Raw genomic sequence first — 25,987 nt, forward strand, 5'->3', positions numbered from 1 at the left:
AACGCGAGTTTGATTGCCTTACTAGATGTTTGCTTACCGAAATTCTATTTTAGTACACACTCGGTTTCTTGCCTTCATCGCATCATCACCCTGCGTTTTTAAGAGAGTGAATACTTGATTGATCGACCTTCATCAACTTTTTTACAACCATGACTTAGGCTTGGACCTAAAATTATGCTTCAAATATCTGCCGCAATCGTTGGACTATTACTTGTCTGTCTTGCCATGATGACAAGAAAAAATCCTGGCATCGCGCTAGGACTGGTCTGGTGTCTTTATGCAACTGAGCAAGTGCTGCAAGCTGCGTTTCCGTTTTTTCTTGCTCACGGTTCATTGATTAACTATTCATTTTTCGGCATGAGCTGTCTGGCGGCTTTTAACGTCGCAATGCGGACAAACTTTTTTGCAGGCATCGAGATCCCTCGTGAACACCTTTGGTTTGCTGCCCTTTTCGGATTGACCGTCTGCAGCATCTTCTGGGCTCCAAATTCCGGTGGCTCATTCAACCGTTTGAAGAATATTGCTCCTTATGTCGTCCAGTTTATTCTTATCGCCCCGCTGTGCGTGCTCGAGCGTGACCAGTTGGACAAGGCCATTAAAGTGCTTCTATACTTTGGATTTTTCGTATTGATCGGTCTTGCACTTTGTCCAATCTCCAACCGAAGCATCGTGATGGATGTCGGGCGTCTAAACAGGAGCAGTGTCAGCGGCAATCCCTTGGCGGTAGCAAGCTTTGCTGGCCTCGTAATTTTAGCCGCCGTATTTAAAATTTACGGGATGGAGCGAAAAAGAGGTGGACTATTCTTAATCCATGTTGCAGCTGCGATCCTAGGATTTTTGGTCTTGGCCCGCAGTGGTTCGCGTGGACAGGTGATTGCATCAGGAATTTCTCTGCTGATCTGGCTGCCGATTACCGCTCGAGTCGCTGCCAAGCGTTCGTCGATGATGGCGTTGGGGACAGTTCTCGTAGTTGCATTAGGAATGTTTTATTTCGTCAGCAACGGAAAGGATGTTGGGCGTTGGAATTCGGAACACTTACGAAATCATGCGGAGGGAAGGCTTCTCTTGTCGAACCAATTACTTGACGCTTGGTATGATGCTGGCCCAATTCATTGGCTCATTGGACTTGGAAACTCGGCAGCATGGGATATTATCGGTTTTTATCCTCACGTAGTTCCCCTAGAAATCATCGCAGAGGAAGGTGCGTTGGGAATCATTTTCTTTATCGCATTTTGTTACGCAACGGTATTTGGAGGCCTTGCGATTCTCCGGCAAGATGGGCTTGATGCTGGTTCGAGAGTCAACCTCGGACTGGTGTTAGCGTTATTCACCTTCCAATTTGCATTATGTTTTAAGCAAGGAAGTATGATCGGCAGTCAGGCGCTATTTGGCTTTGGTTTGACCGCTGGGTGGTACACTGCCTTTATGAGAAAGGAAAACGAAACAAACAAGCTTCGAGGTATTTTCCCTACCACAACGCAGCGGTCTGCATCGAACGCGGCAACTCGGTAAGAACTCCAATTCACCTTGCTTTGATAAGAGTTCCGAACGTCACGCTGGCTTCGTCCTTCGTTGAGTGCCAACACCTCGCAATCTCTAATACCAAGTTTTGATTGTGCGGGAATTGTAACCGAGCGATTGATTAGAGCGTTGGACGTAACAATGGTTTTTTGGTCACAATCATCGTTCCGTTCTTTGTCGTTAATTGTGGATAAAGGATTAGGTCCAATCGTTTTCTCCTCAACAGTCCTACGGCCTAATTGCTGCAAACCTGGAACCAATTTGCCAGGACAATTGATGGTCGGGATTCACCAAGACAACCAAACAACGAGAACTGGTAATTATGACTATGTACCGTGAAGGCTTGGGTTCTAAGAAACCTGAGACCGCAGGCAGTGGACAACCGTGTGGTGAGGAAGCGAGGATCGAAACCTTCGTTGCCTCCCATAGACGGTCCGGTACGCATCTAACTCTTGATAACCTTGTTGCGAACTTCGATGCATTTAATTCAGGATTCAAAAACTTTGACGATCCGAGGTTGGATCAAAATGTTGCGCTCTACAAAACTCATTTGGATGGGTTTCAGGCAGCAACAAAACTGAACAATCGAGCGAAAATAGTTTACGTGATCCGAGACGGGCGGGATGTCATGGTATCTTTGTACAAATACGCGAAGACTCATGATTCGGAGGTTCGCAGCATGGATTTCTCGGAATTCTTACGCAGCCCCAACCCGTACAGTCACTCCGAAAAATCGAGGGGACTAAATCGAGTTGAATACTGGAACTATCATGTGGAATCTTGGCTCACTCAGACCAAATTCTCAATCAAATGTGTCACCTTTGATGGATGGAAATTTTCATTCCACGAAAACTTGGCCGCATTGGGGCTGTTTCTCCAACTGGCTCCAAAATCAGTATCAAAGTCAATGGTCATGAAGCCGAGTCAACGTTGGACCAAAAACATACTCAGAAAATTCGGGTTTTCCAAAAACACAGCAATACAGTTTCAAGGTGGACACTCTCAGGCTTGGAAGAAACACTTTGACTCTGATTCTCTTGGTTATTTCTGCCATGAGTCGAAAAAGACTTATGAGATGGTATCTGAAAACCTGGGATTCGATTTTGAACTTTAAGCGATTTAAGCCGTCACTCGCCGTCGGTAATTAAACCTCGGAATACTCTATGGAAATTAAGAGAAGTCTACGCCGCATAAAAACTAGGTTTTTTGGGAACCGGCCAGATGTCAAAATTGACGCTTCTTTGGCAACCGAATTCCATGGTAGCGAATATGGCGGTTGGACAATTGAGCGAGAGAGCCTCCGCTCGAAAAGTACGGTTTATTCTTTTGGAATTGGTCATGATGTCAGCTTCGATCTATCTTTGATTAATCGATATCGGTGTGCTGTACATGGCTTCGATCCAACTCCACGGGTTGTGTCTTGGGTCGAGAAGCAGAATCTCGATCCTAATTTTAAGTTTCACCCTTTAGCTTTGTCTCACGAGCCTGGACATCTGCAGTTCTTTGAGCCCGATAACCCGACCCATATCTCGCATTCGAAGCATCCGTCATCCAAGTCTGGGAAGCCAATCGAAGTCGCGTGCTCAAACCTTAGAACCATTCGCACAGACCTTGGACACGACTCAATCGATCTGATCAAAATGGACATTGAAGGTTTTGAATACGATGTATTGAATGAAACCTTCCTTGATTTGCCAATAAGGCAGTTGCTGATTGAATTCCATCATTTTCTTCCTCATTGCTCCAACGAAATGACAACGAGAACGATTGACCTACTGCGTCAATTCGGTTTCAAGCTTTTTCATATCTCGCCAAATTACTGCGAGTACTCGTTCATAAACGAAAGCGTCAACCAAGAGGCGAATCAGAGTACTGCTAGAAGTTAACGCATGGATCTAAGAGCAGGAATCGAAGAATGGGTTTCACATTAGGCTGGATGCATGAAGGGAACCCCACGGCCATCGCATCAAATTCAGCAGAAGTATTCGCGTAGGCCTTGCCCAAATCCATAGACAACTCGAAAGATTGCGGCATTACGGATAGGTTTCACGCTGCAGTCACGGATTGGGTATCAATGTTCCAACAAGTTGCTTCCTTCGAGTCATGTTTTGAAATTGTAGAAGATCCTCGCGTTCCCGGACGCAGCGATCATCCGCTCAGTCGGTTCTGTTTTTGGTGGTCTCGGCCGTCATTACTGGAGCGGATGGTCCATCGGAAATTGAAGACTTCGGCATCGAAAGAGAAGATTGGTTTAGCCAATTCGTTGACTTGCCCAGTGGCGTTCCCTCGCACGACACAATTGGCCGAATTCTCTCAATCATCAAGCCCGTGCAGTCCCAAGAAGCATTGCTCGTTTGGCTGAGTGAACTTCGTCAAAGCTGCCAATCAGACGGACCTTTGGTCGTTCCGATTGATAGAAAGAAAGCACGCGGTTCTTACACCAAGTCCGATGCACTTCACATTGCCAGCGCGTGGGCGACCGACAATGGCTTGACCTTGGGGCAAGTCGCCGTGGGCTCGAAGTCGAATGAAATTACCGCAGTGCCACAACGAGTCGATATGCTTGAATTGGAAGGAACGATCGTCACGCTCGGTGCCATGGCCTGTCGGAAAAAGATTGCCAAGCAGATCACCGACGGAGGCGGCAACTGCACTTTTGCGGTGAAAGACAATCATCCCAAACTGGCTGCTGCGATCGAAGCGGCGTTCATGGATGCCTACCAAGTGGGCTTGGTTGAATCAGGGTTTCGCTCCAAAATGATTCGCGGCAAAGGGCACGGTCGGATCGAAGTACGCGACTACTGCGTCGCGGCGATTCCGGACTCATTGAAGGCACTGGCGAAAGATTGGCCAGGACTCAAGAGCATTGGGCAAGCGATCAACTCGACGAAGGTGGTGACAAAGAAACCAGCGAAGTCCGCTACTACATCAATAGTCACGCTGCGAAACTTGGTAAGTTTGCAGACTCAGTCCGAAAGAACTGGGGGGTTGAAAGCATGCATTGGATTTCGGACGTTGTTTTTAGCGAAGATGCCAGCCGCATTCGCACAGGCCACGCCACCGAGAGCATGAGTTTCATACGAAGATTCGTCACCAGCCTTCTTAAGCAAGACAGTTCCAAGACGAGTTTGAAGGGCAGACGAAAACGGGCTGGATGGAACACCGATTTCCTCGAAAAACTCCTGTTTGGACAATGATTTTGATTTGATGGCCGTGGACGGATCAATCTGTCGAATGTGCTTTCAAAACTCGAACTACTCGATTCAAATTGACCAATAAGATGGCAGAGTACAACAACATACTAGATATCCATGACAATAAGCCCTCAGGCGGATCAATTTATTGTTTTCTGGCGGCTGTTTTTGGATTCGTGATAGCATCTGCATCGATCAACGCTTTCGTTACAAAGCCGTTTTGGAATCCACTGATCCCTGTTCTATCAGACCGCATCGCAGATTACCGAAAAAACTCAGAGCATATTGACGTCGTCGCGATCGGTTCCAGTCATGTGTACTATGGTTTTCATGAAGATACTTTTGACCAGGAGCTCGTTCGCAAACGTGCAAAGCCGACACGTGGCTCGTTTAATTTTGGTATTGAAGCGTTGTCAATCGCTGAGCGAAAGTCAGTGGTTGAATTGATCTGCAAAGAACCGCCCAAACACCTGAAGTGTATATTACTGGAGCCAGAAATCCGCATGATATCTCGTGCAAAGGATTTGTGGACGCGACGGTCTCGCTTCTTCTTCACAGCAGATAATGTCGTCGAATTAGCGAAAACTAAACTCATCTCTAATCGCCCCATCGGCAAACGCTTTGCAGCAAGTTTAATTCCGATCATTGGAACACTACTGAATCAAGCTAACTTGGGCGTCATTCCGGATATCGTTTATCCTACCGTCCTGCGTCCCGCTAAAATTGATCTTGCAGCTAAGGAAGCTAGGCCATCTCGATGGCTTGGGCAAAAACGGTATGAGGCAGCCGGCATTGTTATCACAGCGAAGCTGGCTGAGATTGACAGCTTTTTTGCAGACGGCTTTGCCTCCCCAGACGCATTTACGGAGTTCGAGTTTGCGACGATTGCCCGTGATCTAAAGAACCTTAAGTCACTTCGGGTGCCAGTCGCCTTGGTATTTCCCCCAACGACAGAAGGGCCTTTAGAAGATATGGCAATTCGCGATTACGCTTCTAAGCTAGGGCATGGTTGGATCATTTCATGCATGCCGGACAACACCGCTTGGAAACTCTTCGATAATACTGAGTGTTGGTATGATGCCACTCACTTAAACGAAAAGGGCGCACGTCTGTTTTCTAAATTACTGGCGGACGAAGTCGCGAGCCAATTGGCTTTGCAAAAATCTGAATAATGCTATTTACTGACCTTGCGTATTTTTTCTTTTTTCCAATGGCGTTTTTCGTGCATTGGACACTGCCTAAGCAGAGCCTACGGAAACTCTGGCTGCTTTCCCTAAGCTACATCTTCTATGCAGCTTGGGACTGGCGTTTTCTATCTCTTATTATCCTCTCAACGGCTTTCGATTTCGTGGCTGGAAGACAGATATACCAATCAGAGAAAGAGAGTCGACGCCGAAACTGGTTTCTTGGGAGCCTGTTTCTCAATCTCGGAATGCTTGCGATTTTCAAGTACTTCAACTTTTTCGTCGACAGTTTAAACCAGTTGTTTATTTCCTTTGGTTCTGAATCAAGCATTTCTAATTTAAATATTATTCTTCCAGTTGGAATCAGCTTCTATACTTTTCAGACACTTAGCTACACGATCGATATCTATCGACGACAACTTAGGCCAACGAAGAGTTTGCTGGATTTTTCCCTTTTTGTTGCCTTTTTCCCACAGCTAGTTGCTGGGCCTATCGTCAGAGCGATTGACTTTCTAAAGCAGCTTGATTCTCCGCGTTGCTGGAATTCAATTGACGTAAGAGGATGCTTGGTGCTCTTCGCTTCAGGATTTTTTAAGAAGGCTTGCGTATCTGATAATCTTTCCCCTTATATCGATGCTTTTTACCAATCGCCTACAGGTTATGATGTTTTCAGCACTTATTTGATGGTCGTTGCTTACTCGATTCAGATCTATTGCGATTTTTCGGCATACACTGAGATGGCAATTGCCTCTGCCGGTTTGCTTGGCTATCGCTTGTGCAACAACTTCAATTTTCCTTACTTCGCTACGAATATTGGTGATTTTTGGCGGCGTTGGCACATCAGTCTGTCGACATGGTTGCGTGATTACCTTTTCATTACGCTTGGAGGCAGTCGTGGGACACGTTGGCTATCGTACCGCAACTTAATGCTCACAATGTTGCTAGGCGGCCTTTGGCATGGTGCGTCGTGGAATTTTGTTCTTTGGGGTGGATTACATGGCTTCGCACTGATTGCCTTACGCGTATGGACTGAGATGCGTTCCTCTGCAAGTAAGAAGGGGAGCAATGAAACGTTGACTTCAACACCGTCCAAGTGGATGGCTGCAAACGGCCAGCTTTTGACATTCATGTTGGTATGCCTTGCATGGATTCCCTTTAGAGCCAGCAGTTTTGCTGACACGATGGTCGTGCTTGGAAACTTGATCGGACATACATCACCTTCTTCAGTCACTATTGCAGGAGAACGCACCTTCATTCTTGTTGTTGCATTATCGTGCTTGATGCTCTGCCACCGTCATAACTATGTGTCGAACGAAAAACGAAAAGTCTGGCGAAACTTGCCTCCGTTTGCATTCGCTTTATTGTACGGATTCCTGTGGAGTTTTCTGCTAGCATCGCGTTCGATGCAATCAACACCCTTTATTTACTTCCAGTTCTAATTTGAACCGAATCATCGTGGTATAACTAAAATTGTGATAAAAAAAGTCGCATTTGTCGAAAATACTGTTCCGCAGTACCGACAAAATTACTGGGAAAGACTCGGTCGTGCATCTGGGTACGAATTCACAGTCTTTTTAAATGAACCGAGAAAAACGGATTCTATTCCGCGAATAACGCCGGTGCAGGGAGTTCGGTTTGCTCCTGTTCGATCTTTGGGCAGCGAGCATTTCCTTACGTTTCAGTGTCTTCCCATGCGTCGCCTTCTAAGTGACTATGATTGCGTAGTTTTCTACAGCAACCCTCGCTACCTTTCGACGGTAATGGCCGCATCCCTTCGTGAAGCGATGGGACGACTCACGGTGCTTCGAAATCACTTCAAAACGGCTGGGGCTTCGAGGCTAACAGAAAAGATTCGGCTACGATGGTCAAAGCGTTTTAAGAACCACTTGGTCTATATGCCACTTGAGATCGATGAAATGCGAGCCAGCGGATTTTGCAACCACAACCTCGCGGCCTGGGGCAACGGACTAGACTCAGATCGTATTCTTGAAGCGCGTGCCAAGTGGAGTTCAGAGAAACTGTATCGATGGCAGGTAGATCGCGGGTTAAACTCGCGGCCGAGCCTCCTCGCGGTTGGTCGGCACATTGCAAAGAATCAATACGAATTGCTATTCGAGCTTATCTCTGCAATGGAAGTGGACGCCCGTCCCAATCTTATTCTTATCGGTTCTGGCCCTTTGACTGATCAATATCGGTCTTGCATTGAAGAACTGGAACTGGATGATCAGGTTTCGCTCCCAGGGGAGATCTACGATGAAGAGGAACTTGCCCCCTATTTTCTATCTGCGGATTTACTAGTTCATCCTGGTGCAATTGGGTTAACTGCCATCCATGCATTGAACTATGGCCTGCCTGTCGTAACTCACTCTTCCCGCACAATGCAGATGCCAGAGTTCACCAGTTTAAAAGATGGTGTTAACTCGTTTTTGTTTCCAGCAAACGGCGGAATTGAGGAGTTGCGAGCTGCCGTAGAGCGAGGTCTTACGGTCGTTGCAAACCATTCCTATGATGATCGAAAACAGAGTCGAAACGAAATCAGCAAAGAAGTTGCAGCGAACTTCAGCACGGAAGCCATGGCCAACAGGACCCTACTCATGCTTGATCAGTTGCTAGCCCGATGAGCGTGAATAACCAACCATCTGTGCTAAATCCGAAAGTTTCCAAGTATCTCCTGGTAGGCCCAAGGTGCCTCGCGTTCCCGACCGGCGTTTCAATCGCATTTGGCTGTTTGACCGAGCACTTGTCGAACAAACGATACTGTAAGACAACGGTAGTTGACACCAATCTCGAATCTTCAGTTGCTAAAACCGGAACGCTGCAACTCAATAAACTTTTGTTTTTGCTAAGGCAAATCACCTTTGCGTGGTGGTCACTTCCAGGTAAGCACCTCGTCTATATCGTTATCTCCAGCAGTTTCCTGGGGTTCCTCAAAGACGCTTTCCTGATTTGGCCAGCCGTTTTGCTGGGCAAACCGTGTGTCTTGCATTTACATGGCGGTGGTTACGCTGGCTTTTACGGCAACGCTGGGAAGTTACAGCGTTTTTGTATTCGCCATACCCTTCGGCGTGCCAGCGGAGTTATTGTTCTGGGAGAGCTGCTGCGGGAGCAGTTTTCGTTCTTAAAAGATAGTGACAAAATCATTGTGATCCCAAACGGTGTACACGACGTCTCTAGTTCAAACGCGAGAACTCTTGATGGTCCGTTTCGTTTTGTATTTCTCTCAAACTTGATGGTATCGAAAGGCTATCTAGAAGCCGCAAAAGCAATCAAGAGCCTGTTACTAGAGGGACTCGACGTCGAGCTTCACCTCTGCGGGAAATTCCTTTACTCAGCTTGTGAGGGAGCACCCAGCGATTCACAGACTGCTCGTGAAGAATTTGAGCGTATGCTCGATGATCCTACGCTTCGAGGCCGAATCGTCCATCATGGCATCGTGATGATGCAAGAAAAGGACGACATTCTCGCAAGCAGCCACTGCCTACTTCTCCCGACCCAATACCCGGGCGAAGGTCAACCCCTTTGTATTCTAGAGGCAATGGCGAGCGGTTTACCGGTCATTGCCAATGTTCATGCGGGCATTCCTGACATGATCGCTGACGGCAAGACAGGCTTCTTGGTAGCGAAAAACCAAGACGACAATCTTACCCACGCGATGCGGAAGATCGCATGCATGGGAACCGCGGAATTTGAGTCGCTATGCCATAACGCGCGGGATGCTTACGAGCGTCAGTATACGCTCGGACTCCACTTGCAGCGCATGGACAATTGTCTTTCCTCGATGAGCAATATCAAGGAAAGCGTCAGCCCATGAGCCCGTTCATGCAATTCAATCGCGGATCGAATTGGAAGCCTCTATGAAGATATCCGTCGTCACCGCCGTCTACAATCGAGAACGAACCATTGGCGACACGTTTGATAGTGTCGCGAAACAGCACCATACCGACATTGAGCATATCGTGGTGGATGGCATGTCAAGCGATCGGACTGGTGATGTCATTGCAGCCAATTCGGATCGAATCGCGATATCCGTTCGAGAACCCGACGATGGAATTTACGATGCAATGAACAAGGGGATTAGGGTAGCTACTGGTGATGTCGTTGGTTTCTTGCATGCAGATGACATGCTAGCTTCCCCAACTGCATTGGCATCCGTTGCGGACAAGTTTTCGAGTGGAAATTTTGATGCGATTTACGCCGATTTGGAATACGTTCAAGGAAAGAATACGGACCAAGTTGTCCGTTATTGGCAATCTGGCGAATATGATCACCAAAGAATGAGGTGGGGATGGATGCCGCCTCATACAACGGTTTTTGTTCGGCGAACCGTGTACGAACGCCTGGGGGGATACTTGACTGAATTTGGTTCGGCAGCAGACTATGAATGCATGGTTCGTCTAATGTTTCGGCACAAGATTCAAGTGGGCTATATTCCGGAGGTTACGGTCAAAATGCGAGTAGGTGGCAAAAGTAACGCGTCGCTGAGAAACAGGCTCATTGCCAATCAATTGGATCGGCAAGCTTGGCGAGTCAACGGGCTGAGGCCGCCAATGTTTCTTCGTATCTCCAAACCGCTCCAAAAACTCCCACAGTATTGGAAACGAAGATGATAGACGGATCTTGTTTTTCAAGAAAACAGTAACATTTGGAGCACTTAATTGAGTTCGTCAGACACATTGGCAGCACTTTCCCAGCGGATATCAAGTGGCGCTGCAAAAATTGGCATCGTGGGGCTTGGGTATGTGGGGCTGCCGCTGATTAGTGCTTTTACTAACGCGGGGTTTGGTTGCATTGGGTTTGATGTTGATAAGAAAAAGATCGATGCGCTGGCGAAGGGGCAAAGTTATATCAAGCATATCGAAGGGACGACGATCGCTGGGTGGCTGGAAAAAAAGATGCTTGAACCAACCGCGGATATGTCAAGGCTCTGTGACGCCGATGTCATTCTGATCTGCGTGCCCACGCCGCTGACGGGAACGCGTGATCCCGACTTGAAGTATGTCACCGGAACCGCCAAAGCCATCGCCAAGGTGCTGCGGCCTGGTCAGTTGATCGTGCTAGAAAGTACGACCTATCCGACAACCACTCGCGATGTGATGCTGCCAATCTTGGAAAAGAATCCGGCGGGTTTGAAAGCTGGCGTGGATTTCTTTGTCGCTTATAGTCCCGAACGAGAGGATCCAGGGAATGTGGACTTTACCGCTGCCGGGATCCCAAAAGTGGTCGGTGGCTGCGATGAAGCTTCGACGCGTTTGGCGTGCCAGTTGTACGAGAAAGCGATCGTCAAAGTTGTGCCAGTTTCCAGCGCGGAGATCGCGGAAGCTTGCAAGATTCTGGAGAACACTTACCGCAGCGTGAATATCGCCTTGGTCAACGAACTGAAGACACTGTTTGACCGGATGGGGATTGATATCTGGGAAGTGGTGGATGCGGCGAAGACTAAGCCGTTTGGGTTTCAGGCGTTTTATCCTGGTCCGGGTTTAGGCGGACATTGCATTCCGATTGATCCATTTTATCTGTCGTGGCTCGCGCGCCGCGAAGGCATGACTACACGATTCATTGAATTGGCCGGTGAAGTCAACACCCGGATGCCCGAGTACGTGATCACTCGACTCAGTGAAGCTCTGAACCAAAAGGGCAAACCGATCAAAGGTAGCCGCATTCTGATTTTGGGGATGGCCTACAAGAAGGACGTGGATGATTCGCGGGAAAGCCCATCGTTTGAATTGATGGACATGTTGCTCGATCGCGGCGGCGACGTTTCCTACAACGATCCCTACATCCCTGAACTGCCGGCCAAACGTCGGTATCAAAATCTGCCATCGCTGGCCAGCGCACCGCTAACGGCCGAATACCTGCGAGCGATGGACTGCGTCCTGATCGCCACCAACCACAGCGATTATGACTACGATTTCGTCGTCAAACATTCGTCGCTGGTCATCGACACTCGCAATGCAACGTCAGGTGTGACCGAGGGTCGAGAGAAGATCGTTAAGGCGTAGAAAGTTTGTTCGCAATTTTGGGCAAAACGATGGAGGGGCAAAACGATTGTAGACTCAGGTTAGTGGCCTTCGGATAACGTCGTGAGATATCTGAGATATCGAGGGTCGATCAACGAAATTCTGTTTAACTCAACGACCGCGCACCATCGTTTTGCCCCCTCATCGTTTTGCCAGATTCCTGACGCTATGCACAACGTCGCCATTTTCAAACTAACAAGTTTTCAAACCTATTTTTCAGACAGGACTATTCCAAGTCAGCGAGACTAGGAAATTTGGCAAGAACATCGGGGGCAAGACCATGTTGCACTGCCAATCCACTGCCGGCTTCATCAAGGGAAAATCACCTTTTGAAGCTGGCATTTTTTGTGAGCCGCTGGCGGTAACGCCTCGGGCATTTACGTCAGCCCGGCTACCGCAGTGTTGATACGGAGGCCCGGCCGCTTACGCGATCACGGCTCACGAACCGGTTTGAAAAACTGACTTCCCTCAAATCTGAATCCTTGCGTCCTTGCACCCCCGCGCCCCCGTGTCTCCGCGCCCCCGTGTCTCTGCGTCTCTGCGTCAATTTTCTTCTCTCCCCTCGGCTTTCTCTGTTATCATTCAATCTTGGTTTTCAGTCATTCTTTTCACCCTCGAGCGTTCTCAGTGTCCGCACAAATTGAATCTGAATCGATGTCTTCGCAACCGGCGTTTCCCGTCCGGCACTTTTCTGTCGAAGAGTATCACCGACTAGCTGAGGTGGGTGTTCTGACCGAGGCAGATCGCGTCGAATTACTAGAGGGAGTGATTTCGCCCAAGATGGTTCATTCTCCAATTCATGATGCAACCGTTTCGATCATTGAGCAGTTGCTTCGCCCGTTTTTGTTGCCGCAGTGGTTTCTCCGTATTCAGAGTTCGATCACACTTCAATCAAGTGAACCCGAACCGGATATCGCTGTTGTCAAAGGACCACCCCAGCAATATGCGTCGCGTCACCCTGGCGGATCCGACATTGCACTTGCCATTGAGGTCGCCGAGACGTCACTGCTGCGTGACCAAGCAAAGGCGACAACGTACTCGGGTGGCAGAATTGGCTGCTATTGGATTGTTGACCTACGAAACCGAGTGATCGAGGTACATGATGGTATCGAAAATGATGCCTACAGTCAGTGTCGCCGCTTCCAAGTCAAAGAATCAATCAAGGGCGGCATCGCGTTTGAAGGCGGCACCGAATTTTCCGTAAGTGATTTGTTCTTGTAGCGTTTAGATCCTCTTGCTTCGCTTGAAGATCACAAGGTGAGGGGCAAAACGATTTTAGACTCCGGTTAGTGGCCTTCGGACAACGTTGTGGGATGTCTGAGATGCCGAGGGCCGATCAACAGAAATTCTGTTTAACTCAACGACCGCGCACCATCGTTTTGCCCCCTCATCGTTTTGCCAGATTCCTGACGCTATGCACAACGTCACCATTTTCAAACTAACAAGTTTTCAAACCTATTTTTCAGACAAGACTATTTCAAGTCAGCGAGACTAGGAAATTTGGTAAGAACATCGGGGGCAAGACCATGTTGCGCTGCCAATCCACTGCCGGCTTCATCAAGGGAAAATCACCTTTTGAAGCTGGCATTTTTTGTGAGCCGCTGGCGGTAACGCCTCGGGCATTTACGTCAGCCCGGCTACCGCAGTGTTGATACGGAGGCCCGGCCGCTTACGCGATCACGGCTCACGAACCGGTTTGAAAAATTGACTTCCCCTCAAATCTGAATCCTTGCGTCCTTGCGCCCCCCGCGTCTCTGCGTCAATTTCCCTTCCAAAGTAGTTTCAGTGTCCACGCAAAGTGAATACAAATCGACCGCGCACCATCGTTTTGCCCCCTCATCGTTTTGCCAATCTCTTCACAACATGCACGAGTGTTTAACGAGTTCGAGCTTGATTGGGGCGTCTGGTCGATTCACGGCATAGATTTCTTAGACAAGTCCCTCGAAAAGAGGACCAGAACTAGAGGAATATGCTGCTCGCTTTGACCACGGAGCGTGGTCTTACCACCGATGGTTTTGCCAATCCACTGCCGGCCTCCGCTTCCGAGCCTGACGACTGGCGATTGAGTGACTAAGATTTGGGGATGAGTTCTTCTACAACTTCCGAATCGACTTCGGCTGGCTTTCAGCTTGACCGCCGTGATCACGTTGCCGCTTTGTTTTGGGGCGGGATGCTGGTCGCTTTACTGCCGTTTTTGGTGAAGTATTGCCGGGCGATGTGGTTTCAAAGCCTGTACCAGTATTTCCCGTTCTTGCTGGCCGCCGTTTTTGGTTTGGCATACGTGCGATTCGATCGGCGGATTCGGTTGCCGCACGGATGGTTTTCCAAAACAGCAACGATCGCCTCGCTGATCTTCATGGTGGGGGCGGCGATCCTTGCATCGAGTTGGCTTGGGGCAATCGCTTTTGCGTTGGCAACCGGCGGCTTTTTGTCTGCTCAGCGTGATCACGCTGGAAATTCGCTGGGCTATTTGGCCGTTCCGATGTTGATGTTCATTCGGGCACCATTGCTAGGCACCTATACGGTGATGCACCGACTGCAGTTGGCGACAACTTACCTGGGCAGCACGCTGCTGGACGTCTTGGGGGTGATCCATGTCAAATCAGGGAACACGATTGAATTGGTCAACAAGAGTTTGTTTGTGGCGGAAGCATGCAGCGGAGTTCAATCTCTTTTCACAATGTGCTTTTTGACGCTGCTTCTTTGGGCATACAAGCGACGACCGTATTTTTTGGTACCGGTGTATTTGTTGTTTGCCTTTTTCTTTGCCGTCGTTGGCAACGTCATTCGCGTGACTTCGATTGCAGTTGCCGAGGCTTGGTTTTCGTTTGACTTGACGGAGGGACTGACCCATGAATTGGTGGGTTACGCGGCGCTCGCAATTGCTGCAGGCATGATGGCGTCACTGGATCATGTGTTGGGATTGATGCTTGGCAAGTTTCGTCCTACTGGAAAACAAACTTCACCTTCCGATGATCCCATTAGCCGTTTTGGCGATAGCCACGGTTTCGACACTGATTCTCAAAAAACCGTGGCTAGCGCAAATACGGCTAATCAGAGTGCGAGTAACGAAGCAGCCGCGAGCGATTTCAATTTCAAGACTGCGTTCAATCAACTACCGAAGCTTGCCAAATTTGCGTTTGTAACTTCGCTGGCTTGCGGGGCGATGATGACGGCGTGGATGCTGCTGCGAGAACCCGACAAGCGGCCGGTTGTGGCAAAAGATGAAGTGCTATTTGAACCGAAGGCAAATTTCTTATCCGGGTTAGATGCTCCGATCCAGGTGGTCAATCATGAACATCGTCGGGACGCCCATGCTGACCGTAACGCTCGTCACGGCATGAATTCAGATGCGTGGCAGTGTGGAATCAATGCAACGCAGGGCCAATTTGCGTTGAGCCAGCCCTACATGGGATGGCACGAATTGACGGTGTGCTATCGAGTACTCGATTGGAAGCTGGTCGCCAGGACACCCACCATGCCGACATCAGGTTCAGATCCAGTGGTCGTGGCAGAATTCACGAACGATTCTGGGGAACACGGAACACTCTTTTTCACGGCGGTCGATTCGGACGGCAGCATTCCGAGGGCACCCGGGCATTCAAATTTCTCACGGTCGCTTGCGCCGTTGGAGCCGCTAATTTTTGACGACTTCGCCGAACTGACCGGAAGCGCGCAGACGATCATGCTGCAGTACTGGGTAACCGGAACTGAACCGCTTTCCAGTGAAACCAAGCAGCAGGTTATCGACATGATGGACCAAATCCGAGGTTACACCAGTGAACAGGTAGCCGAGTACACGGACGACTTGCTTGGGGGCTCCTAGTGGACAGAGCAACTTTGATGAGCCGTTTTGGGGATCGCGGATTGTTTTCTTGAGCCGCGACGCGTGAGCGGCCGGGCATACCGCGTCGGCCCGAGGCCTCACGGCCAGCGGTTCACCGTTCTTGTTCCAAGCTCAATTAAAACGACAGGCCTCTGACGCGGCATCGCTACCAAAGTCAGCTTTCTATTCTTATCTTTTTCGGTTCTCGCAATCACCATGAACGACCTTTCAACCTCCGGATCCGAGGAGACGGTAACCCAGGACGGCGCGATAGGGCGCAAGCGCGATCTAGGGTTCGCGATTGCCGTCTTGCTCTTCGCTGCGATGATTGCCGGCGTCCTGTTTTATGGAAACTGGTGGCGAAAAGAACATCTCGACGAAGCCTACGAAACACGTTTACAAAAAAGCCTGCAGTCATACCAGCAAGTCGTTGCCAGCAAGAATCCCGATCGCGATCAAGTCTATCTGCTTGGTGCTGAGATTGACGTTGTTATGCGTCGTATTGCCGATCAGATGAATGAACCTGAAGTTGTTTGGAGAAACTTCCAGTTTTTGCGGCAGCATGCTCATCGCCTCAATTCGTTGTTTTCCAGTACGCCAAATTGGAATGACCCGACGTTGCTGAGTGTCCGATTGGGTGAGATCAAGCGTCGTATTGATGGCTATCAAGGCCGCAGCGATAAGTATCTGGCGGAAGTCGTGAAATCGGATTCGACGTTCGGCAGTTTTGCCAAGTTGCAGCAAATCGAAGACTCCGTGGTCCGAAGTGGTTGGGACCAGAATTCGCTCGATGATCTTTTAACGCAAGCATCCGTCGTGCTGGTCGATTGCCTGGCCCGATCAGCTCAAGAGCAGGAAGGTCAACCAGAGTCCTCTCAACTACAGCCTATTGAATTGCAGCCCACTGAATTACAGCCCGCTGCAATACAGCCTTTTGGCGGAGATTCAGAAGAGAACACGCTCAGCGATGAAGATGTTTTTTTGCGTGGGATGGCGATCGCCACTTGGTTGATCGGGCACCAGGACCAGCCAGAAAAGCTAGCCGAGCTCGAAACGCTTCTCAAAGATCAAAGTGGCAGTTCCGCTGAATCGGAAACTTTACTGCGACTGACGGATAGTAGAACCGAAGCTCTGTTGGCGATTTCGAAATTGATGGTTTCCGTGGCCGATGATAGTGACGAACGATCCATCCAAGACGCGTTGAAACGATTTGATCGGAGTTATCGTTACAACGCGAAAGATACCGATGGGATCCTTGGGCAAGCGATGGCGATTCGCTTTCAAGCAGCGACGGCGGATTGGCCTAGCATCGTCGATACGATTGGCGAGCTGTCGGAAACCGAAACGGTTGGTAAGCAAGAAGTCGCGTTTTTGAGGCGTGATTCCTCTTACGCAATTTTACAATTATTGAAGTCCGAGTCTTGGCTGGATCGGATCAAGACTCAGTTTCAGATCGAGAAAGGTTTGGAAACAGCGGTGAACCTTTCTAGGTATTCAACGGATTCGTTTGAGATGCTGATGGCGATCGGGGTGGCGAGAGGCATGGCAGCGAAGAACGCTTTAAAGCTGGACGACTTTCCGCCGATCGACGACAGGGTAGTCGAGGCAGCGAAGGCAAGCCCGAGTAGTATCATCGCGATGACGACCGAGGCAATTTCGGCGGGGATAAAACGGGACGATGTGCAGCTTAATGATGTGGTCGCTAGCGAAGCGATGTTGAATGTGGGTTTGATCGATATGTTGGCCAGCATCGCGACTTGGCGATTGTTCGCCGAGCCTGAACCGGATCCCGCGGAAGTAAAGCTGTGGATGATGCTGATGGAGTCGATCACTCTTGATCCTGAAAAAATTCGCCAACAAAAAGGCGGTAGTGCTTTGTTGGCTCTTGCGGGGTGGCAAAGCCAAGCAGGGGATCAGGATTCCGCCACTAAAACGCTTGAAGCAGCAGAACCGCTGGTTGGCGATACGCAGCTTTTCATCCAGATCGAAGATCTTATCAACCGCCTCGAAAAGAAGACTCTCGGCAAAGCCGAATGACCTCGCAACATGGTATTGCCACCCACCGTCTTGCCCAAAAAAACGACCGCGCAACATCGTTTTGCCTCTCCATCGTTTTGCCAATGTCTTCGAGTAATTGAGACTTTGAACCGCTAATGGACGCTAACAAAACGCTAACAAAGCAAGTTTTAAACCGTTTGTTGAATCTTTGCGGAGTTTCTTGTTAGCGTCCTATCAGCGTCAATGAGCGGTTCTATGTAGTGCTACGCGGAGGCGTTTAGAGCTCCTGATGGTCTGAACCCTGGCGGGCCCAGCTACGGGAAAACCGGGAAGTTATTTCGGGACAGTCTCCTAAAGCTATTGCTGGACACTCACGTAAATCTTCCCACTATCGCAGCATCGACCTGGAAAGCCTGGAACGAATGGGACGGTTATTTCGGCGGTTGGCTGGGGGAATGCAATCTTCGGGCCAGATTTAGGGATTGATTTTGGCCGCTGACCGCTAGAATTGGTGGATTGTCCCTCAGGCATTCCTTTCTTCTCGATCTCGAATTGGTTTCTCTCGAATGCAAGCTACTGCACCTCCTTCACCTCAGTTAGCGCAAAAACTCGATCCGTTTTCGACGGCTCCGGGTACCAATGCCCAGCCAGTCAACGTTGCCGAGGTCCTTTGGCGTTACCGCTGGGCTGTCGCCTTGCCCGTTGTCGTGGGTGCGGTTGTTGGCCTGCTGATCTATCTGCAATTACCTGAAACCTACCGCAGCACCACGCGGTTAATGATCGAATCCGATCAAGCCGCTGTGCTGGATCCTATCAACGGGGACATGGTCGGCGGTGTACCAAGTCTGGATATCGTTCAATCGCAACTGTTTAGCGATCGCGTGATGCAAATGACGTTTAACGCACCACGTCTGCGTCCATTTCAGGAAGAGTTCGAGGGTAGAGTTGGTGCATTCGTGGAAGAGTCCCTGGAGTCTCTTGAGTTAGAACCCGAAGTGGAAGACGTTAAGACTGCTCAGTCAGTTGTGACGTTGATGCACTTCGAAAGCGAGAATGAGGAGCTTTGCAAGGCGGCCGTTGAATCGTTTAGCGAATCTTTGCAGTCTTTTTACAACGAGAACTACAAGAGCAATCGTGGTGATTTGATTCGATTGATTTCGACGGGGATGGAACAGCTTCATCCAAAGATGTTGGAACTTGAAAACCGTTATCGCACCTTCCGACGCGATGCACCGCTAGCTTGGAATGCGGAGGGTCTTGCGATCAACCCGCACCGTGAACGCCAATTGTTTTTGGTTGGAAGACGAAGCGAGATCGATGAGATTGCACGTCAAAAGAAAACTGAAGTTGCCGCATTGAAGTCGATTGTCAGCCAATCAGGCCAGGATCCGATTTTGGGACTGAACATCATTGGCGAGCTTTTGGGCAAGCAGTTTTCGCTGCCAAATTCTGGCAGTCGATTGGGTGAGTTGCAGCAGGGTGACCGCATTCTTGCGACCATTGGTTTGGACAAGGAACTTGTCCCGATGATCATCGAACGCGACAAGTACGCGGCCGAGTTTGGTCCAGAGCACCCAACGGTTCGCAACCTGGATGCTCAGTTGGAATCGATGAAGACGGAAATGAAGAAACTGGTGGAAGACCAAACTGACCGCGTGATGGAGCTGATTGGCGAAACACTCGTTGACCCGGTTCAAAGAGCCAAAGAGGCACTAGCTGCAATTGTCATGGCTTCGGAAGCTCAAGTGGATTTGCTAACGGAACAGCGGAAAGAACTTGATGATCAAATCAGCGAAGAGCGTTTGGGTGCATCTAAGCTGGCTCAATATGAACAAGAAAATCAAGCTCAGCTTCGTGAAATCGAGCGGACTCGCGAGTTGCTGGAACAACTTGAAGAGCAGATGGCGAAAGTTAGTATCGGCAAGGATGAGCGTGGTACTCGCGTGATTGAGTTGACCGCGCCGTCGCTTGCTTACAAGGTTGGCCCCAGCATTTTGAAAACAGTAGGACTGGGTAGCTTGCTGGGCATTATGCTTGGCTCCGGACTTGCTTTGCTGCTTGAGAAGAATGCGAATACCTTCCGCGATCCAGATGAGATCTCTGAAGAATTGGGCGTGCCTGTGTTGACGCACATTCCGTTCTTCAAGGGCAAGCTGAAGAAGCTTGGGAAAGACGAGGTCAATCCCTACGAGAAGCTGGATCCGGCACTTGCGGTGATCCACATGCCTGCATCAGTTCCGGCTGAGGCAATTCGATCGTTCCGCACGTCAGTATTCTTTGAAACCTCGGGACCGGGCTGTAAAGTCATTCAGGTCACCAGCCCATTGCCGGGTGATGGTAAGAGTACGATCGCGGGCAACTTGGCCTGTTCGATGGCGCAGAGTGGAAAACGCGTTCTCGTGATTGATAGTGACCTTCGACGTCCTCAATTGACCGACTTCTTCAGCTTGGCTGAACAGAAGGGTTTGACCGATGTGCTTAACGGAGACTGCGAAGTTTCCGACGGGTGTCATTCAACCCCGTTGAATAACTTGTTTGTCATGCCAAGTGGTCCGGTTCCTGCTAACCCAGCCGAAGCTTTGACGCTTCCCGAAATGGGTTCGATGCTGGAAGTGCTGAAGCAGAAATTTGACTACATCATTGTCGATACTCCACCGTTGTTGGTGGTCACCGATCCAAGCATCATCGCCAGCTTGGTTGATGGTGTTGTGATGGCTCTTCGGGTTCGTCGCAAGAGTCGCCACAACTCGAAGGAATCGATCAATATCCTTCGCAGCGTCGGTGCTCGCGTGCTTGGTGTTGTTATCAACAACTCCGACGAAGCTGGTGCCAGCGATGGATACCGCGGATATGGCTATTACCGCTACGCCCGACACACCAGTCGGTACTACCGGTCGGCCAAGGGCAACAAGGTGCGTCGCGACAAAGAGCCGCTGATCATCTCCGGAAAGGGGTCCCAAACCTCGAGCAAACCGGTTGCCGCTGTTTCAGCGTCGAATTCCGATGAGCTTGATGGCTAATCCTGGCTTTGCTCGCTGAATCTCTGATGCTCAGCGAAGTTTCCGTACTCGCTGTCGAGAACTTAACCTTTGGTTTAACCCTCGACAGCGATGGCGGTCCCGTCCGAAAATAAAAAGTCGGAAACCAGGGCGACTCAAAACTCGCAGGCGAGGGGCACTCATGGTATCCTAACCGGTCAGCGATTCTTTAAATTAGCTGTTTCGGCGTTTGTTACGGGTCTGATCGAAAAACCGCGGCGAGCGCCGAAACGGCTAAGACGATTAGGAACATGAATCTTGAGTGCATTTTGCACACTTTACTGTGACACGGTGCAAAAAGTAACAACTGCCGTTAGCCCCCGCAGTTATCATCGATTCTTGCCCTGTTCCTTTCGTACCAACGTACAAGCTCCCCCCTTACTAGCGAACGAAATAGAATGACTTCGGTTGAATCTCAAACGACCGCCTCGGATGACTTTAGGTCAGCTCAATCGGCGAGTGAAAAACCCTGGTGGAGTCAATCTGGCGGACCAGTGTTTTGGTTGGTTTGCCTAGTGCCCGCACTTCCGCTTGCTCTCGCACATTGGATTGGTCTGCTCGGCGATTCCCAATACGCATTCTTGCCTTTGCCTTTTTTGGTGATTGGATTCCTTTACTGGCAACGAGCGGAGGGGACCATTAGCCGACCGGAGACTCTTTCCAAGTGGATCGTGGTAGCCTTGGGATTACTTGCTGTATTGCTGGGCGGGCTGATTGCATTTCCATGGCTGGGGGCTTTGGGATTTTTGTTGATCGCCGCAGCGGCACTTTCCAATGTCCGCGGCACCATTCAGAAATCACTTGTAGGCTTGATCGCCCCGCTGTTGGCAATTTCACTCCCGTCCGGCGTGACGGGTATCTTTGCCAGCACGATCAACCGTAGCACGGCTTGGCTGTCCAGCATTTTCTTGGATTACTTTGAAATGCCGCACTCGGTTTCAGGCAGCGTGATCCGATTGTTTGAATCAGAGGTGATCACCAGCCGAGTTTGCGGCGGATTGGTCGCATTTCCATTCTTTCTATTTATTGCATTCTCGTTGCTCGCATGGAAACGGATGAGCTTGTGGCTGTTGCCGCTTTACGCTGTTGCCGCGTTGATCACGACCTTGGCGGTCAATTCGCTAAGGCTGGTGCTAAGTGTGATTGCTGCGGAATCGATGGAAATGGAATTGACTGAGGGTTGGTACCCGTTCGCAATGTCGGCCATTGCAGCACTGATTGGATTCGGACTTCTGTATTCCTTTCATCACCTGTTTGCGATTGCTTTTCACTACGTTGAACCCAACACCGATGCCGGATCAAATCCATTCGTACAGTTTTGGAACAAGTTTTCATGGATGAATGACAATCGAGCCTCGGAGGAATTGTCCAGGTCGAGCAATCGCGATGACTATGATGACTTCGCCCCCGATTTGGCATTGTCACCTTGGTACGGCTTGCTTGGCACGGCAGCTCTCTTGAGCGTTCTGTCGATCGTAGGCGTATTTCGCGGAGGCAGCGACGACGTGCAAGAAATCGTGTCATCTGGACCGCTGTTCAATCCAACTGAAAACCTGTTTTCCGAAATCAGCAGTAACGAAAACTTTCAAATCAATGACTACCAATCATCTGCCGATGACACCTCTTCGGACCCAGCGGGTTCAAGCTCCAGTCGCCGCGATGATACTTGGACAGGGAAGTTTCGCGGTGGAAATTTAACGATTCAAATTACTCAACCCTTAGCTAAATGGATTGAGCTTTCCAGAGCCTATGAAAACTCGGGCTGGGAAGTCATTGACCGCAACAACGAGTCAATGGAACTGGTTGTCACAGATGAGAACGACGAGGATGCTGAAGCGGACAACGATTCAGATTTGGACGACTTGGCGGAAGCACCCGAGGAGTTCAATGCTTTCGCAACCGCCCGCATGCGCAGCGGAGATGGCTCGGAACTGGAAGGCTATCTCTACTTCTCAGCCATCGATAGCGATGGCAAAATCATGGAGACTCCGACCGCCGTCGGTTCGTTATCGCAAAGCTTTTGGCTTAGACTAGGAATGGGCGATAGTAGCACCACAAAACCCGCCGCGATGATACAGTTTCTAGTAGTCACACCCGAAAAATTGTCGCCGAGTGACATCCGAGTATTGAAACGAGAATTCGTCAAACACCGCGAAGAGGTCGCCCGAGCGATCGCTGGTGACGAATCAGCCGCGTCAAAGCCGGGACCATTTGATCAGACACAAACCCAATCACTGCGGGGGCCTCAATCATGATTCAGTACTTAAATCCAATCTCTTGGCTGAAGTGGGGCGGACAGTTTGTTTCGGGGTGGCTGATGTCATTCCCGGTTCGCGATACACCTAAATCTTTCCCAGCGGTAGCCATCTTGCTGTTGTTGATTGTCTGTACGATTGCTGCGTTTTCTCAAAATTCTGACTGGCGCGGTCGTCTGCTGGACCGACAACTCGGCGCGGCCTTTGAAAAAGATGATTTTGGCACCGCCGAATTGGTGCTCGCCCGACAACTGGAACAGAAACCCAACGACACTCAAGTCTTGTTTCGTATGGGAATGACTAAAGATGCATTGGGCGAAGAAGAAGAAGCAATCGAACTGATGCAACGACTCGTCAGCGTCAAACGAGACGACAGTGCCGCTCGCTGGTTGCTGGACAAGAAGTACTTGAGTCAAAAAAAGAAATTGAACGTTGCGGACGATGAGGCAGACGAATTCGGAGAACTGCTAAAGCTGGTCCACAAAGAAACGCCACAAGACTTACGGATCAAACAGTTATTGGTCAACTATTTGATGGCGACCCAGGATTACAACAAGGCGATTCCATTGCTGGATGACCTTTCGCGGTATCAGCCGATGCGTGGGTTGCAGGCAGCCGCACTTTCAAAGCAATTGGGCAATACCGCAACGGCGAATCGGTTGGCCAACCGTACGCTTGAAAAAGTCCAGAAGCTTTACGAGGAAGAACCCACGAACCCGACGCTCGCTCTTGCCGTCGCTCAGAGTCAACTGTTCCTAGAACAGCACTCGGAAGCAGTGCAGACACTCTACAAAGCAATTGGTAGAGCTCGCAAAGACGACCAAAAACGAACGCTATCGATTTCGATGGGTGATGCGATCGTGGCCTGGGTGGGCTTTCTTGAAAACTCTGAAACCACAACCTCCAAAGACCGCGTACGCGTCTTGAAAATGTTGCAAGTGGCACTGCGATACGCCCCCAACAACCCGCGTGTTGTCAGCGTGATCGCCGACCAAGTTCTCGCAACCATGGACGAAAAGAGCGAAGAGATGGCGGCGCTTCGCAAGGCGCTCGTCTCCGGCACCTCGCCCGGGATCGCTCACTTCCTACGCGGCACGGCGGCCTTGATGAAGAACAAGTACAAGATCGCGGAACGCGAACTGGAACTGGCGGCGAAGGATCTACCCAAGAGCGGAGCGATTTTGAACAACTTGGCCGTTGTGATTGCACTGCAAGAAGATGGCGATCTGGAGCGAGCGTTGAAGGTGTCAGAAATGGCGATCAAGCAAACGCCCGGCGCAAGCCCGCACTTCTTTGAAACACGCGGACAGATCTTGTTCCGAATGAAAAAGTACGAGAAAGCAATCCCCGATCTCGAGCACGCGTTGATCATTGATTCACTCGCCAAGAACGCTCATAAATCACTGGCAGTCTGCTATGACGAAATCGGCGACACCGCGATCGCCGACATGCACCGCCAGGGCGCGGAAGACCCGGAAAGCATGAAGGTTGATCTAAGCATCGACACCGACGTTGAAGACCTTTCCGAAAAGGTCAAGGAAGTAGAAGAAGCCGAGGCAGAAGAGTAGGCGTAGGCCTGGCGATTAAAGTGAGCCGCGACGCGTAAGCGGCCGGGACTACTGCTGAACGGCCTATCCAATAAAGTGAGCCACGACGCGTAAGCGGCCGGGACTACTTCTGAACGGCCTGTCCAACAAAGTGAGCCGCGACGCGTAAGCGGCCGGGCCTACTTCTGACCGGCCTATCCAATAAAGTGAGCCGCGACGCGTAAGCGGCCGGGCCTACTTCTGACCGGCCTGTCCAACAAAGTGAGCCGCGACGCGTAAGCGGCCGGGCCTTCGCTCATTTCCCGGTAAACCCAAAGAGCGCCTTCCGGCCTACTTCACTTCCGGTCAGCGACTGACAAGCTACTGGCTACTAGTAATTCGGATTCGCACCGGCCGAAGAATTTGCTGAATTGATTTCGGGCATACCGAGTTGCCTCCGAAGCGGGTCCAGCATCCCTGGCGTTCGGCTGGATCCACAACGGGTCACGCCAACCTTCTTGACCTCAATCAGCGCGTCTAGGTCTCGCACGCCGCCTGCGGCTTTGACCTGAACATTGTCAGCGGCATGCTGGCGCATCAATTTCAAATCTTCCATCGTGGCACCGCTGCTGCCGAAGCCGGTGGACGTCTTCACCCAGTCAGCACCGAGATCGTTACAGATCTCGCAGAGCTTGATTTTGTGCTCGTCTTGCAAATAGCAATTCTCGAAAATGACTTTGACCTTTCGATCGGCCGCGTGAGCGACCTCGATAACCGCAGCGATATCACTACGAACGTAATCCCAATTGCCGCTAAGAACTTGATTGACATTGACCACCATGTCGAGTTCCTCGCAACCTTCAGCAATGGCTTGCTGGGCTTCCGCTCGCTTGGTAGCGGTTGTCTGACCGCCATGCGGAAAGCCAATCACAGTTGACGCTTTGACGTCGGTGCCTGAAAGCAATTCGGCACATCGTTTCAAATAAAAGGGCATGATGCAAACGCTGGCAACGTCGTACGAAATCGCCAGCTCGATACCCCGGTCAAAATCTGACACCGGCATGTTGGGATTGAGCATCGAGTGATCAATCATCTTTGCGAGGTCTTGGTAGCTGTATTGCATGATGAGGTTCCGGTCACAGGGATTCGATTGGCTGATGTTTTCACCAGGATACCGGTCAGAATACGACTGGCGTAGTGGTTGTTCTTCGCAACTCGCGGTGGCGAGTGCAAGAAGCTGTGGGGGCGGCACGCAACGCCCGGCCTGATGAAAATCATTGCAACGCAGCAGATTGGGCAAGCGGCACCATGGCAGACAACACAAACTGTAGCGCTGGGAAGCATTGTGGCAACGGCGCATTTCCCTGATCGCCAGCACGTAGGCCGTAGCGAGCCTTAGCGAGTTACGGCAATGCACGCACCGCCGTA

16 protein-coding genes and 1 pseudogene are annotated in these 25,987 nt (G+C 50.2%); 16 read left to right on the forward strand and 1 reads right to left on the reverse strand.

From position 1 onward, the window contains the following. The first annotated feature begins 174 nt into the window (after positions 1-174). The 16 genes and pseudogenes from RC85_RS11885 to RC85_RS11955 all read left to right on the forward strand — a co-directional run bounded on the left by RC85_RS11885 (position 175) and on the right by RC85_RS11955 (position 24,601). Positions 175-1,512 (forward strand): O-antigen ligase family protein, encoded by a 1,338-nt coding sequence (locus RC85_RS11885; RefSeq protein ID WP_149752745.1) that lies wholly within the window; start codon positions 175-177, stop codon positions 1,510-1,512. 331 nt (positions 1,513-1,843) lie between these two features. After that, the gene (locus RC85_RS11890) at positions 1,844-2,635 is read left to right on the forward strand and encodes a sulfotransferase domain-containing protein (RefSeq protein WP_068262891.1); all 792 of its coding nucleotides are present in this window, start codon (positions 1,844-1,846) and stop codon (positions 2,633-2,635) included. Positions 2,636-2,684: 49 nt separating this feature from the next. Next, positions 2,685-3,407 (forward strand): FkbM family methyltransferase, encoded by a 723-nt coding sequence (locus RC85_RS29025; protein ID WP_084422589.1) that lies wholly within the window; start codon positions 2,685-2,687, stop codon positions 3,405-3,407. A 188-nt stretch (positions 3,408-3,595) separates the two neighbouring features. Then, positions 3,596-4,718, forward strand: a pseudogene (locus RC85_RS11895) (ISAs1 family transposase). A 71-nt stretch (positions 4,719-4,789) separates the two neighbouring features. Next, on the forward strand, positions 4,790-5,887 hold the full coding sequence (locus RC85_RS11900) for a hypothetical protein (protein ID WP_157593920.1): 1,098 nt from the start codon (positions 4,790-4,792) through the stop codon (positions 5,885-5,887). Continuing rightward, positions 5,887-7,338 (forward strand): MBOAT family O-acyltransferase, encoded by a 1,452-nt coding sequence (locus RC85_RS11905; protein ID WP_068262895.1) that lies wholly within the window; start codon positions 5,887-5,889, stop codon positions 7,336-7,338. Before RC85_RS11900 ends, RC85_RS11905 begins: the two co-directional genes overlap by 1 nt. 33 nt (positions 7,339-7,371) lie before the next feature. Continuing rightward, on the forward strand, positions 7,372-8,520 hold the full coding sequence (locus RC85_RS11910; protein ID WP_149752746.1) for a glycosyltransferase: 1,149 nt from the start codon (positions 7,372-7,374) through the stop codon (positions 8,518-8,520). Further along, positions 8,517-9,710 (forward strand): glycosyltransferase family 4 protein, encoded by a 1,194-nt coding sequence (locus tag RC85_RS11915; RefSeq protein WP_084422591.1) that lies wholly within the window; start codon positions 8,517-8,519, stop codon positions 9,708-9,710. The genes RC85_RS11910 and RC85_RS11915 overlap by 4 nt, the downstream gene beginning before the upstream one ends. A 43-nt stretch (positions 9,711-9,753) precedes the next feature. Next, positions 9,754-10,506: a glycosyltransferase family 2 protein gene (locus RC85_RS11920; RefSeq protein WP_068262902.1), complete on the forward strand. Its 753-nt coding sequence runs from the start codon at positions 9,754-9,756 to the stop codon at positions 10,504-10,506. A gap of 48 nt (positions 10,507-10,554) precedes the next feature. Beyond that, positions 10,555-11,898: a nucleotide sugar dehydrogenase gene (locus tag RC85_RS11925; RefSeq protein WP_235033272.1), complete on the forward strand. Its 1,344-nt coding sequence runs from the start codon at positions 10,555-10,557 to the stop codon at positions 11,896-11,898. A gap of 645 nt (positions 11,899-12,543) precedes the next feature. Further along, positions 12,544-13,137, forward strand: a complete 594-nt coding sequence (locus tag RC85_RS11930; RefSeq protein ID WP_162273200.1) for a Uma2 family endonuclease — start codon at positions 12,544-12,546, stop codon at positions 13,135-13,137. Between the two features lie 862 nt (positions 13,138-13,999). Next, the gene (gene xrtU / locus RC85_RS11935; RefSeq protein ID WP_068262907.1) at positions 14,000-15,742 is read left to right on the forward strand and encodes an exosortase U; all 1,743 of its coding nucleotides are present in this window, start codon (positions 14,000-14,002) and stop codon (positions 15,740-15,742) included. 216 nt (positions 15,743-15,958) lie between these two features. After that, entirely contained in the window at positions 15,959-17,779 is a 1,821-nt protein-coding gene (locus RC85_RS11940; protein WP_068262909.1) for a hypothetical protein, read from the forward strand. 527 nt (positions 17,780-18,306) lie between these two features. Continuing rightward, the gene (locus tag RC85_RS11945; protein ID WP_084422592.1) at positions 18,307-20,760 is read left to right on the forward strand and encodes a polysaccharide biosynthesis tyrosine autokinase; all 2,454 of its coding nucleotides are present in this window, start codon (positions 18,307-18,309) and stop codon (positions 20,758-20,760) included. A 416-nt stretch (positions 20,761-21,176) separates the two neighbouring features. Continuing rightward, positions 21,177-23,033 carry an exosortase U gene (gene xrtU / locus RC85_RS11950; protein WP_068262911.1) on the forward strand — a complete coding sequence of 619 codons (1,857 nt, stop codon included), beginning with the start codon at positions 21,177-21,179 and terminating at the stop codon, positions 23,031-23,033. Then, positions 23,030-24,601 (forward strand): tetratricopeptide repeat protein, encoded by a 1,572-nt coding sequence (locus tag RC85_RS11955; protein WP_068262913.1) that lies wholly within the window; start codon positions 23,030-23,032, stop codon positions 24,599-24,601. The genes xrtU (RC85_RS11950) and RC85_RS11955 overlap by 4 nt, the downstream gene beginning before the upstream one ends. Before the next feature lie 349 nt (positions 24,602-24,950). On the opposite strand, the gene deoC is transcribed toward RC85_RS11955, so the two are convergent. Continuing rightward, entirely contained in the window at positions 24,951-25,682 is a 732-nt protein-coding gene (gene deoC / locus RC85_RS11960; RefSeq protein WP_068262914.1) for a deoxyribose-phosphate aldolase, read from the reverse strand. Positions 25,683-25,987: the final 305 nt, after the last annotated feature.

Source organism: Rubripirellula obstinata (assembly GCF_001642955.1).
GTDB lineage: Bacteria > Planctomycetota > Planctomycetia > Pirellulales > Pirellulaceae > Rubripirellula > Rubripirellula obstinata.